Raw genomic sequence first — 13752 nt, 5'->3', positions numbered from 1 at the left:
ACACTGCCACTGCACATAAGGAAATAAACAAATCAGCCGGGTTATCGAACAAGCAACAACCCGGCTGATTCAATTGGTTAGCATTGATAAATCACAATCCATTAATTTCCTCTACCGACAAACCGGTACATTGCGCAATCGTTTCAATATTGATCCCCTGTTTTTTAAAATTGGCAGCAATAAGACGTTGTTCTTCGATTTTGCCTTCTGCTTTACCTTCTGCTAAGCCTTTCTCCATCCCATCTTCAAAACTTGTGTCAAGGGCAGCAGAAAGGTCGCGCTCGACGGAGAGGCTCAATTCATATTCCAGGCGTTGGTCGGGGGTCATGCGCTCTACCTCCACGATGCTTTTCAGCTTGCGGAATATCTGATTGTTCAGTTCTTGGGGTAATCGTTCCATGATCTCGATGTTATTTAAAACGTATAACCACTTCTTATAAAGCGTGTCGCACTCATGCAAAGGTAATACAAATTTTGGCATTTCAAGATAGATTTCATTCAGTGTTTCACTAAACGGGACTTTCAGTTCCCGATCCATACGCACTACATCCCAACGATATTTATGGGGCAATGACGATTCCATTACATAGTTCAGGATGCAGACGACATAAACTTTACTGATCTGATAGTTCCACCGTTTACGGATTTTTTCGTCCGGTTCTTTTTCTAACTTTTCCTTTACAATCATGGACTGTTGCTGAATGGCGAACGAAGCATAATACAACACCCTGTCGGAAAAATACTTCTGACGGCTTTTCTGCATCTCGCAAATGAAGACTTCTCCTTTTTCGTTTTCGCAGAAGATATCAAAAACGGCACGTCGCTGATCCTGCTTCAAACCGAGCATCTCGACATTCCGGAATGTGATGTCGACAATCACTTCCTGTTGAATCACTTCGTTTAGAAAACTGATAATGAGATCTTTGCTTACTTCGCTGCCGAAAATTTTCTTCCAGCCAAAATCCGAGAAGGGATTGATAAATTTGTTCATAATTAATTGTTTTAGTTGTTACTATTAACACTTCTTTGGCAAAGGTAGACAAATATTGCATATAGAGTGAATAAAAATGAAATTATTTTTATTGCTGTTTCCACAGGTATAGAATCCTGTTTGTTTTATATATGGCAAGTTTTGAATCTTCTGCAAACCTGACAAATTACAATAACCCCCATTTTCGACTATTTTTCTATTTCGTCCGAAATCTTGATCGATTTTGGATTGACTCTTTTCACGGTTTAAGCTCCCCTTTCTGACAATAGGAAAAACGAGGTGCGCAGTCCGTTCCCAAAAGCGTGCAATTTGATTACCCAAAAGCGGAAACGCCGACAATATGATAAAGCTTAACTCCCGGAGAATCGAATATTTGAAAACAAAACGGACGGCGTTCCAAATATCCCAAGGAAATTCAGGTGCTTTTTTGCCCTTATGACGGTCCTCTTTTCAATTACGACCGTCCTAATCGCCATTACGACCGTCCTAATCTTCGCGAGGTGCCGAGTGCACTATACATTAGCACGGTCGCAATGGCAAAGAGGACGGTCGTAATTGCGGAAAACGCTCAAAAAAGCGGAAAAAGTCCCTTTTTGAGGTCAAAAAAGCGGATTAACATTTGTTCTGTTTCGGATGTCTTTTGGACTTGAAAAATGCGTTTTTTACAATAAGCCCCCCTGCCGCAGGCTCTCTTTTGCCGTTGATTTCAATCAACGGGTTGCTAAGTTCCCGGCTTTGCCGGATTCCTCTGCGGGTTTAAACCCCTTTCAAATATCTACAGGCAATCTCTATTAAAGGGGCTAAAGCCCACAGAGGAAGAGGCTTTGCCTCTAAGCTCTAAAACCGTTCGTTAAAACGAAACGGCAAAAGAGAGCCTGCGGCAGGGGGACTTATTGTAAAAAACGCATTTTTTGAGCTCGAAAGATCCCCTAATTCAAACAAATGTCAACCTACTTTTCAGCTGCCAAAAAGGAGCTTTTTCCTATGATCAGGCACCTTATCGCCATGAAGAGGGACTTTATCACTCTGATCCGGAACTTTATTGCCCTGAAGTCGGACTTCATATAGTACGAAGTCAACCTTCAGAGCGATGAAGCGTTACTTCAAGGGAATTTTCTGCGCACCTCACGGCAACCCCCCCCCAAAATTTCCTTTAGATATTTGGAACGCAGTCCGCCTTCGTTCGCAAATATTCGATTCTCCGGGAGTTAAGGTTTATCACTTTACTGTTGTTTTCGGTTATCAACAATCAAATTGCACGCTTTTTGGAATAGGCTCGGCATCTCATATTCTCTGTTGTCACCCGAGTGGGTTAAAACCGTGAAAAAAGTCAAACCAAAATCAATCAAGATTTCGGACGAAATAGAAAAACAGTCGAAACAGGGGGTTAATGTATATTTTTCAATTTGCAAAAGGTACAAACATAAGAATATTTGAATCAAAATAGCAGGCTTTGTAGGGACAGTTCGCGAACTGCCCGGGTAGCGACGATGGGCATATTTGTTGACACGGAGGGCGGTTCGCGAACCGCCCCTACGAGGTCTGTTTGTTTCACTTTTAACGACAATAACTATTACTTTGTCAAGAGAACCGACGGCCTACGCCTTAGAAGGGCGTTGGCCCTTAAATTAAATTCAAGATTATTTTATCTATAGCATCACACATAAATTCCCTCCTTCTCAATTCTGTTTCTCAACAGAGTATCCATGTGATCACGCAATCGGACTATATCGACATTACAACCGAATAAAGTTTGTAAATCTTCTTTTATGTGTACCAAGGCAAACATATTAGGTTTTGAAGTTTCTAAATAAACATCAACATCGCTATCTTCCGTTTGCTCTCCTCTGGCAACAGAACCAAATATTCCCATACGAGTAATGCTGTACTTAGATGCATTCATCTTCATATAGTCACGTAAGAGATTTATGTATTCAGCTGTTGATCTCATCTTTTCTCATTTGTTTCTACAAAAATATATATTCATGTGGCAAAACCAAATGATGGAGCTCTCTCTTTTATATGGTGATAAGTCTTTACCTTCTGTAAATTCATTTGCCATTGCTTTTAGCTCTATAACTTTATCTGCATAGGCTCTCTTTTTCTCTGCAATCAACTTTTCAATATACTCCCTGTTGGGACATTTGGCTGTTGGTTTATTCGCTTTGAAATCCCAATACTTAGGATTAAGGGAAATTCCAAGACTTTCATACTTCATTTTTCTGTCTTTACAGACACGCAACATCAAAGGCGACTCATTGTTTTTCAACACCTTAGACTTGTAGCATACGACACTAATTGTTGTACTCATGGTTTAAACGCTGGTTTAAACACCGGTTTAAACAACCCACGAAAAACACAGAAAAAGGCATAAAAAAAGCAGTTACCTAAAAAGATAACTGCTTGATTTTGTGAGCCGAAAGCCGGACTTGAACCGGCGACCTACGCATTACGAATGCGTTGCTCTACCAACTGAGCTATTTCGGCAACATTTAATTCTTGAATGCGGGCGCAAATATAGTAAGTCTATTCGACATCTGAAAGAAGTTTGGCTAAAAAATCATCTAAATCTGCATCTAAATCTTTCAACAGAGGATCATCCAAGCGCAGATTTTCATCATCGAGGAAGAGAAGTTCCTCAATAACAGAGAAATCCTCATCCGTCAGGCTTACTGAAAACGGTTTCAGGAAACAGGGGTTATCAAATGCTTTTTTGGTAACCAGAACAGCAAGCACGGCTTTCAAGGTTGCAGCGACCTGCTGAGTGAACTGTTCGTCGTCACACGCCACATTCACCCAATCAAAAATGATAGTCTTTTCTACCAGCGCATCTTCTTCATCATAAATCAGCAGTTCTCCGCTCTCAGCATCTACCTGCACATACAGATCACTGTAACAGTTACCGGCTTCGTTCGCAGCGAGCTTATTGATAGCTGAATTGAAGGTCGTTTCTATGACAGCCTGGATCTTTGCATTGTTTGCACTCATATCTTATTATTTATTCTTTAATCGAAACGTCTGCCAAAAGTAATAATAATTCAGAGAATATCGGACTATTATTGTCCAAATTGCTTATTTAGTTTTTGATCGGACCGGATACGCCCGCCAAGAGCCTCAAGATACAGCTGTTGCATTTTCGTATATTTGTAATCCTGGCCCTTCTTACTATTAAAAAGATTATATGATTTAGTCGCCCACTCGAAGGCATCCGCTAACTGCGTATTCATTTCATAATACAAGGCTAAATTAGAAGCAGCCTTTGCCCGTTCCTTCCAACTCGAAGAATTTGTATAGATATGTCGCCAGCGGAAAGCGGCTTCTTCCCATTTGTCAGACAAGGCATACGCCGTCGCTTCTTTCCAACGGGCACCTTCTCCTTTAAAGAACCAGCGGGTTTCATTTTCCCAGTGAGGGACGAAGTTTGGAGTCACCTTTGCACCGATATACTGTCCGGCAGCCTGGAGAGCTTCATCCGGAGAGGGCAAGTAGAGCTTCAGCAATTCCATATTGTCGGCACTCTCCGACCAAAAAACACTGTCTTCCATATAGACTGTCGCCAACGGATTATCACGCCCGGCAGGTAACTACGGACAACACCGGAAATATGGACATCGACACCGCCTGCAACAAATCCTTCGGCAAAAGCAACCACATCCTTCTCCATCTGGAACAACAAGCGGTCGAAGGATATAATAGCATCCGTACCTGTTTCTTCACAAAGCTCTTTTACCGCTTCGGGAGTCAACTTTTCATCCACCAGATGTTTACCATCCCGGCGAGTTCCGTCATGATAAAGCAGGACATCATTAAAAAAAGAGACATCGACAATTGATTTTCCCAATGAACGACAAGCGTCGAACAAAGCGCTGTCTGCACGGGCACGAGCTGTGTCCTGCACGGTTCCATACAAATTATAGGTATAGCCGGCGTTGTCTGGTTGAGGAACGGCGTTATTGACAACCAACACCTTGCCGACACTTTTAGGGAAAGTTACCTCGGCGGGATTATAAGTTTCTATTCCAATGTATTCAATAGTACTGCATGCCGACAACAAGCAGACTATTGACAGGTACAACAGTGTTCTCATCTTTTACAATTATGAATTATAAATTATGAACCATGAATCACAAGTCATGAATCATAATCCATAATTCATAATTCACAATTCCTATCATGCCATATCACAAACGGCTTTGAAATAGCCGATAGATTCAGCGATACCGAGGAAAGGATCTTTCATATCCTTCTCGAACTCAAGACTACACATTCCTGTATAGTTCACTTCGCGCATCATACGGATCAGCGCAGGGAAGTCGATCTTTCCGCGTCCGATTTCGATACCGCGTCCGGCTTTGGAAGAATCCGTCACATCCTTAATGTGCATATCGAACACACGGGTATGATATTTCTTCAGGTCGGCAACAGGATCGCAACCATTACGCAAATCGTGGCCGACATCCAGACACATACCGATACGCCGATCCAGGTCTTTTGTATGTTCCCAAACATCCGTTGCATCCGGATAAGTCTTGATATCAGGTCCGTGCAAGTGGATTGCATAGTTGAAGTCATACTCTTTTACTTTCTTGTCTACGTAAGGTAAAAGTTCGTAATTAGGTACACCCACTATCGTCTTCACTCCTACACGTTTTGCATATTCAAAACCGCGGTCGATTTCAGCCTCGCTCTTCATATAGATAGGACCGACGGCATATCCGGTCACACCATACGAAGCACATTTGTCGTGGAAAGCCTTGATCTGTTCGTCAGTGCTGTCCAGCGGCAAATGGAAATCCTTGATACAAAGATAATGAATATCCAGACGCTGCAAAGTTTTTAACGTAGTTTCCAAGTCAAAGTTCACAAATGTATATCCCGCCATTCCCAAATGGAAAGGATTGACTGCCTTTGCAGCCTTAGGCTTTACTGGATCGGGCAACCCGGCTTTAGCCATACTTGCCGTACCTAACAGGATAGCTCCTGCCAGCCCTTTCTTAAAAAAGGATCTTCTTGATTTCTCCATGATATTAAATTATGTGTTTGTGTTATATGCAGCAAATATAGCTTTTTTTTGGTGTGCACGATAACATTTAAGAAAGAAATAAGGTCTTTAGCTGAAATTAATCAATTCATTTCCGCTGTAATTTTACGTAAAAGACAGAACCTTCGCCAACTTTCGAAGTCACACTGATGGTACCGCCCATTTTTTCAAGTAAGCCTTTACAGATTGCCAGCCCTAACCCGACACCCTTACTCCAGTCGTCAAGCTGTACAAAACGGCTAAAGATATGATCCAGTTGCTCTTGCGGAATGCCTTCACCCGTATCTTGCACGAAAAAGCAGACTTCGGAATCAGTCAGATTGTACCCAAAACGGATATAACCTTCTTCCGTATGCTTAATAGCATTCGTCAACAGGTTTGTCAGCACCTGTGTCAGGCGATTACGATCCGTATAAAGCACGCAAGGCGGACATTCCGCAAGTTGCAGTTCAACATCTTCAGGCATTCTCATATGAATAACGTTATATATTTCATCCATAAGAGCCGGTAAGTCGTGTTCTTCATAGCTAAGCGAAATAGTATTCGACTCGATTTTCGAAATGTCCAACACATCCGAGATCAAGCGTTGCAATAAATCGTTATTATTTTGGATAATCCCCGCAAACTGCCGCCGCATCTCCGGATCTTCTTCGTCAATCAACACCTGGGAAAAACCTACAATCGCATTCAACGGCGTACGGATCTCATGATTCATATTAGCAAGGAATGCAGATTTCAACTGGTCGGATTCTTCTGCTTTCTCCTTGGCCTTTTTCAGCTGGGCGCCGTGACGGCGATGCAGATGCACAAGGAATATCAACAGGCAGCAAAGAAGAACAAGTGCACCCACACCAATCCAGAGATAAAGCAGCTGCGTACGCCCCTTTAAGGCCTCCATCTCCATTTGCTTGTTCGCCAGTTCGAGTTTATCGACATTATGCTGTGTCCTCATATCGGCCAGTTCCTTGTAGTATTTGGTCGATGACAATGAATCATTCAGTAGCGCATATTGCCGATAGGTGACAGCTGCATCCTGATAACGTTTCGCCTCCATTAAAAGCCCTGCTTTATTCGCTAAAAGATCAATACAGGAAGACATAAAATTGGCTTGCTTGTAATGTTCATACAACTCGTCATACAATGCTATGGCTTTATCATAATCACCCGTATGCTTGTAAAAATGGGCATAAAGTGTCTTAACTTCCAACACCCTGTTTCCCATTTTATATTTCTTAAATATCGCTTCAGCCCGTTGAATATGCGTCAAGGCCATATCATATTGACCTAATGAGATATAAGCTTGGGCATAACTACGATTCATTATATATTTAAGCGCATAAATGGGGTTTTCGTCATCCAGCTGTTCTATCCCTTCCGCATCACACTGGTCAAGATATCCCTTCAACATATTCAGGTATTCCAATTTCTTATTCATATCGGAAGACTTGTTCAACAATTGGCGGATTATATTCACACGTTTGACCAAAGGCGCATTTCTCATCACCATCCCGGCCAACACCTCTTCATACAATGCCAATCCCTCCTTATCCAAATTATTGGACAAATAGTAATCCGCCAATGCCTGATTAGCCATATCGGCACCATCCGGATAGTCCAATTCCACAGACAACCTTTTCAATGAATTGATGCTATCCAAAGCCTCTTTATTACTTTTCGCCCTTACCAGGACATAAGCATACCAGGCTTTCATCCGGAACATTTCTTCCAATCTGTTTTGTTCGTACAATAAAGGAATAGCCTGCTGCATATAATAGACCATACTATCGATTTCACTCGAGTAATAATATCTGACAAGCAAGAAAAGAGCTGTTGCTTCATAGTGGGCATTTTGCCTCTTCCTGGCTTCATCCAGGAAATGTTTGGTATAGGTCAGACGATCAGCATATTCGACATGCCTCACTACAGAATCATACATCTGTTGCAAGAAAACCGTATCCATATCCGTTACCGATTGCCGGTTCGCGGGAAAAACCCGGTTTATACAACAAATATTACCCAATAGTATCAATATTACCCCCAATAAATGCTTTTTCATCAGTTTTCTATTTTTCTTAAATACGCTTATTCGGGCGGATCGTGAACAGGAAGCGTTACTGAAAACATAGAACCTTCACCTAACTTGGACTTCACGGTAATCGTTCCTCCCATTTTCAATATCAACCCCCTACAAATTGCAAGCCCTAATCCAACCCCTTTACTCCAATCGCTTAATTGGACAAAACGACTAAAAATACTTTCCAGTTTATCTTCGGGTATCCCTTCGCCTGTATCTTCGACATAGAACCGGAGATCGTTTTCCAACGTTTCATACCCGAAACGAATAAACCCTTTTTCCGTATGCTTTATCGCATTGTTGAGCAAGTTAGTAATAATTTGCGTAAGACGCATACGATCTGTATAAAAATTTATAGCCGAACACTCTTTTAATTCCAGCGTAATACCCTCTGGCATACGCAGAAGCGTTGAACGGTAAATCTCGTCCATCATTTCCGGCAAATAGACATTGAAGTAAGAAAGAGTCATCGTATTTGACTCTATTTTCGACAAATCGAGCACATCGTTGATCAGGCGTTGCAGCAATTCATTATTGCTCTGGATAATTTTCAGATATTCCTGCCGCACTTCCGCCTCATCCTCATCGACCAGCACCTGGGAAAAACCGACTATAGCATTCAGCGGCGTACGGATTTCATGATTCATATTGGCAAGAAATGCCGATTTCATATTATCCGCCTCTTCGGCTTTCTCCTTAGCCAACTGCATTTGCTTACTGTACTTATGACGGGAATAGGTAATAAAACCGAGCGTACCGCAAACCAACAACAGAAGAATCAGCCCGCCTCCCATCATCATCATCTGTGAATGGGCTTTGGACACATCCAGTTCCATCTGTTTATTCTTCAGCTCCAGTTTATCCAAATCATGCTGCGAACGCCAGTTGGCAAGTTCGCTGTAATACTGGCTCGATGTGACCGAATCTTTTAAGGCGATATAGTTCAGATATGTCTCTGTCGCCTTCATCCCCAAACCGGACTTATAATATATTTTCCCTTTATTTTCAAGCATTTCCAGGACAGCACTCTGCCGATTCGTCATTTTGAAATAATCGAGTAAGCTGTCGATTAAGACAAGGGCCTCATTATACCGTCCGACCAGTTGATAATAATAGACTTTGATATTACCCAACGTATATTTTTCTCTTGGCCAGTCATTCCGGTTTGCCAGTTCTTCTGCTTTTTCCAGATTGATCCTTGCCTTTTCCTTATCTTCCTCCAAATAAGCATCGGTAGCCAGGTTTCGATAATAAACATACCAACCATAGTCGAGAGAAGTCTCTTCATTCAATTGAGTCAGTCCCTTATCCTCGCACTCTTGCAAGCTCTTTTTCATTCGTTCCAGAAACATGGTGCGATCATCCGGATCAATATCTTCATTCAATAAATTACGAAGTATATTAAACCGCTTGATAACAGGAGCGCCCCTATTTTCCATGCCGGAAAGAATCTCCTTATACAACAAAACCGCCTCATCCTTCAATCCATGCTTCATATAATAATTGGCCAAAGCCTGATTCGCCATTTCTTCCCCTTCCGGGTAATTCAGCTTTTGGGATAATTCGACCAACTCATGGATTGCAGGCATTACAGACTCCTGATTACCTTCGATCGATAACGAATAGATATTCCAAGCCTTCATCCGGCACAAATCTTCGTACCGCTTTTCCTTAATAAAAAGAGGTTCTGCCTCTGCTATATAATAACGCATACTATCCGGCTTATTCGCATAATAATGCCGGACAAGGAAATAAAGCGCATTTGCCAAACAACTGTCGTTCCGCTGGGCAATCGCTTCGTCATAAAACCATTTGACACACACGCACTCATCTTTAGCATAATTCTGAGCAGCCAATTCATGCAGGCGATCCAGCCTTTCCTTTGCCGGAAGGGCCATTAAAACAGAACGCAAGCTATCCGCCCCGCTGTTTGCATACAACGGGACAAAAGCTTGCGCCAATAACAATAAGGTTAACCAGAGGAGATGCTTCATCTGATTATGTATTTGTTGAAGCCTATTTCTTCAAAGCGGCAATACTTTCTTCGATAGACTTGATTTTACTTTCCGCGTCGGCCTGTTTCTTTCGTTCCATCTCGATCACCTTGGCCGGAGCTTTACTTACAAAACTTTCATTACTTAGTTTTTTCATGACAGAAGTCAGGAAGCCTTGCTGGTACTTCAGTTCGTCCTGAAGCTTAGCCAACTCTTCTTCCACGTCGATCATATTACCCAATGGAACTGCATACTCCGTCGTACGCACCAGGAAAGAAGCAGCACCGGCTGCTTTCTCTTCCGTACGGGATATGGACGACAGGTTACACATCTTGGCAATCACAGCGTTGAAGTGGTCGTTATGCTCGCCCAACATCTGCAATTCCAAAGCTTCCTTATTCGGTATATTTTTCTGGAGGCGTATCGTACGCACTCCACCCACAATTTCTTTTGCAATCTCGAAATCTTCCAGATAAGCGTTATCAACAGGAGCAACCTCCGGTATCAAAGCCACCATCAGGCTCTCGCCTTCCTTACGCGGCTCCAACGCCTGCCACAATTCCTCTGTGATAAAGGGCATGAACGGATGAAGCAGACGAAGCAGGGCATCGAAGAAACCAAGTGTTGATAAGTAGGTAGACTTATCAACAGGTTGTTGATAACCCGGCTTAACCATCTCTAAATACCAGGAAGAGAACTCATCCCAGAAAAGCTTGTAAACAGCCATCATCGCTTCGCTCAGGCGATACTTGCCGAACAGGTCGTCCATCTCGGCAATCGTCTTATCGAGCTGCATCTTAAACCACTTAACGGCAGTAGCCGATGCTTCAGGCTGCGGTATATTCTCGTCTACCGTCCATCCTTTGATCAGGCGGAAGGCATTCCATATCTTATTGTTGAAGTTACGTCCCTGTTCGCACAACGCTTCGTCGAACGGAATATCGTTTCCGGCAGGCGCAGCCATCATCAGGCCCATACGCACACCGTCGGCCCCGTACTGTTCGATAAGCAGCAACGGATCGGGCGAGTTGCCTAACGACTTGGACATCTTACGGCCCAACTTGTCACGCACGATTCCGGTGAAATAAACATTCTTGAACGGCATCTTGCCCCGGTACTCGTAACCCGCCATAATCATACGGGCCACCCAGAAGAAAATGATGTCCGGTCCTGTCACCAGGTCGCTGGTCGGATAGTAATAGTTGATCTCTTCGTTGTCCGGCTCGTTGATACCGTTGAACAGGGAGACAGGCCACAACCAGGAAGAGAACCACGTATCCAGCACGTCTTCATCCTGACGCAAGTCGGCCATCGTCAGCGCCTTGTTTCCGGTCTTTTCCTTTGCCATCTCCAAAGCCTTCTCCGGAGTCTCGGCTACCACGTAGCCGCCTTCGGGCAGGAAGTAAGCCGGGATGCGGTGTCCCCACCAAAGCTGGCGGCTGATACACCAGTCCTTGATGTTCTCCATCCAGTGGCGGTATGTGTTCTTGAACTTCGGCGGATAGAACTTGATGTCGTCCTTCATCACCGGTTCGAGTGCGATCTGTGCCAGATGTTCCATCTTCAGGAACCACTGCATGGACAACTTCGGCTCGATAGGCACGTTGGTACGTTCGGAGAAACCGACTTTGTTCTCGTAGGCTTCCACCTTTTCCATCAGTCCGGCAGCTTCGAGGTCTTTCTCGATCTGCTTGCGGACGTCGAAACGGTCCATACCGACGTACAGGCCGCCGGCTTCGCTGATCGTACCGTTGTCATTGAAGATATCGATAGAAGGCAAGTTATATTTCTCGCCCAGCATATAGTCGTTCACATCGTGCGCCGGAGTCACTTTCAGGCAACCGGTACCGAACTCGATGTCTACATAGTCGTCTTCGATTACAGGAATCACCCGGTTTACCAGCGGAACGATCACCTTTTTGCCTTTCAGCCAAGTGTTCTTCGGGTCGTTCGGGTTGATACACATGGCGGTGTCACCCATGATTGTCTCCGGACGGGTCGTTGCCACGACGGCATAGCGTCCTTCGGCATCGCCTTCCACCTTGTAGCGAAGGTAATACAGCTTGCTGTGTTCTTCCTTATATATAACCTCTTCGTCGGACAGGGCGGTCAACGCCTGCGGGTCCCAGTTGACCATGCGGACACCGCGATAGATCAGTCCTTTCTCGAACAGGTCGACAAAGACCTTGATTACGCTTTCGGAGCGCAGTTCGTCCATCGTAAAGGCCGTGCGGTCCCAGTCGCAGGAAGCGCCGAGTTTGCGCAACTGTTTGAGAATGATGCCTCCGTGCTCTTCTTTCCACTCCCAGGCATGTTTCAGGAAGTCTTCGCGTGTCAGGTCGGCCTTCTTGATCCCCTGCTGTGCAAGACGGTTCACGACTTTCGCTTCCGTCGCGATGGAAGCGTGGTCCGTCCCCGGCACCCAGCAAGCGTTCTTTCCCTGCATGCGGGCGCGGCGAACCAGAATATCCTGAATGGTATTGTTAAGCATGTGTCCCATGTGAAGCACGCCTGTGACGTTTGGGGGCGGAATGACGATTGTGTACGGCTCACGGCCATCGGGTTTCGACTTGAAAAAGCCGTTATCCAACCAATACTGATACCACTTACCCTCTACTTCTGCGGGATTGTACTTACTTGCAATTTCCATATTGTCTTGTTCTTATTTTATCTTTATTTAGATTCAGGCAAAGCCTCTCCTTTGGGGTGCAAAAGTACAAAAATAATACAGATAAGTATAACCTAAATAATATTTGTTCTACATTAAGTCACCCATAAACCAAAATTCAAAGACTTAAAGTTTATCCAAAACCATTGCTCTACGCTTCGGCCGGAATCGGCTGGAACAAATATGCGTTCCCCACAAACGTCCGCTCCAGCTTCCCTTCCGCCGTCATCCGTTTCAGGTCGGCGGCGGCTTTCGTCTTTCCGCAGCGGCAAAGCCCGCGATAGATTTTGCCGGAAATATAGGGATGCGTCTTCAGGTATTCCATTGTGCGCGCCTCACACTCTTCGGACGAGAAGCCGGCCCGTTCGCTCTGCTGCGAACGCTCCAAAGGCATCGTACGCAGGCGGTCGCGCAGTTCGGTTGCCGAGCGGAACGTCACATCCTGGAAATGCACCGACTCGGCACGTATCTCCTTCTTATCCAACACCGGACGGGCTTTCAGCGAGACACTGAACGTCCCGATGCCTTCCAACTCGATGTTCTGACCGAACATCAGCGCGTCGACCATCAGGTCTTGTACCAACTGCAACATTCCTGTGATATCTGCCGACGAGAAGGACGAACGTCCGCGGGCGCTGGTGATCAAATCTTTCAAACGAACTGTTTTCCAGGGGGCAAAACGGGGATAAAGAGGTTGTTTAATGTCCGTTTTCCCCATACTCGGACGGCGGACCAACTTGTACTCTGCTGACATTTTGTTTATCTTTTAAGTGTTTTCACGTTATCTATTAGCTCTTTCTCTATGGTATCTTAGCTCTTTCCTTGTTGTCCGTTAGTTGTCCGCTTGGTGGCGAACGATCGTTCGCTTGCCGCCGGACGATCGTTCACCGCCAAGCGGACGATCGTTCACCGGGCGGCGGACAACTAATGGATGCTATACAAAGATACAAACTATACCGAAGAAACGGTTAACATATATAAAGA

At 44.4% G+C, this 13752-nt stretch carries 9 protein-coding genes, 1 tRNA gene and 1 pseudogene; all 11 read right to left on the bottom strand.

The features are described from left to right. Positions 1 to 91 precede the first annotated feature (91 nt). Complete coding sequence (locus tag DW083_RS06810; RefSeq protein WP_122331874.1) at positions 92 to 991, bottom strand: Rpn family recombination-promoting nuclease/putative transposase; 900 nt, start codon at positions 989 to 991, stop codon at positions 92 to 94. A gap of 1657 nt (positions 992 to 2648) precedes the next feature. Further along, on the bottom strand, positions 2649 to 2942 hold the full coding sequence (locus tag DW083_RS06805; protein ID WP_122331873.1) for a nucleotidyltransferase family protein: 294 nt from the start codon (positions 2940 to 2942) through the stop codon (positions 2649 to 2651). 6 nt (positions 2943 to 2948) lie between these two features. Continuing rightward, positions 2949 to 3302: an Arm DNA-binding domain-containing protein gene (locus DW083_RS06800; protein WP_122331872.1), complete on the bottom strand. Its 354-nt coding sequence runs from the start codon at positions 3300 to 3302 to the stop codon at positions 2949 to 2951. 103 nt (positions 3303 to 3405) lie between these two features. Then, a tRNA-Thr gene (locus DW083_RS06795) sits at positions 3406 to 3478 on the bottom strand. A 39-nt stretch (positions 3479 to 3517) separates the two neighbouring features. Continuing rightward, on the bottom strand, positions 3518 to 3979 hold the full coding sequence (locus DW083_RS06790; RefSeq protein WP_115500633.1) for a hypothetical protein: 462 nt from the start codon (positions 3977 to 3979) through the stop codon (positions 3518 to 3520). Between the two features lie 68 nt (positions 3980 to 4047). Beyond that, positions 4048 to 5078 (bottom strand): annotated as a pseudogene (locus DW083_RS23550) (DUF6340 family protein). An 84-nt stretch (positions 5079 to 5162) separates the two neighbouring features. Beyond that, positions 5163 to 6014 (bottom strand): sugar phosphate isomerase/epimerase, encoded by an 852-nt coding sequence (locus tag DW083_RS06780; protein WP_115500631.1) that lies wholly within the window; start codon positions 6012 to 6014, stop codon positions 5163 to 5165. Between the two features lie 106 nt (positions 6015 to 6120). Continuing rightward, positions 6121 to 8088, bottom strand: coding sequence for a tetratricopeptide repeat-containing sensor histidine kinase (locus DW083_RS06775; protein WP_122331871.1), 1968 nt, complete (start codon positions 8086 to 8088; stop codon positions 6121 to 6123). Between the two features lie 26 nt (positions 8089 to 8114). After that, the gene (locus DW083_RS22225) at positions 8115 to 10100 is read right to left on the bottom strand and encodes a HAMP domain-containing sensor histidine kinase (RefSeq protein WP_199659149.1); all 1986 of its coding nucleotides are present in this window, start codon (positions 10098 to 10100) and stop codon (positions 8115 to 8117) included. A gap of 22 nt (positions 10101 to 10122) precedes the next feature. Then, positions 10123 to 12750, bottom strand: a complete 2628-nt coding sequence (locus DW083_RS06765; protein WP_115500629.1) for a valine--tRNA ligase — start codon at positions 12748 to 12750, stop codon at positions 10123 to 10125. A 169-nt stretch (positions 12751 to 12919) separates the two neighbouring features. Next, positions 12920 to 13522 (bottom strand): DsbA family protein, encoded by a 603-nt coding sequence (locus DW083_RS06760; RefSeq protein ID WP_122331870.1) that lies wholly within the window; start codon positions 13520 to 13522, stop codon positions 12920 to 12922. Positions 13523 to 13752 lie beyond the last annotated feature (230 nt).

The sequence above is a fragment of the Parabacteroides sp. AF48-14 genome, from assembly GCF_003477465.1.
In the GTDB taxonomy this organism is placed as follows: Bacteria; Bacteroidota; Bacteroidia; order Bacteroidales; family Tannerellaceae; genus Parabacteroides; species Parabacteroides acidifaciens.
The sequence above is the reverse complement of the archived record's forward strand: the minus strand, read 5'-3'. Positions and strand labels throughout refer to the sequence as shown.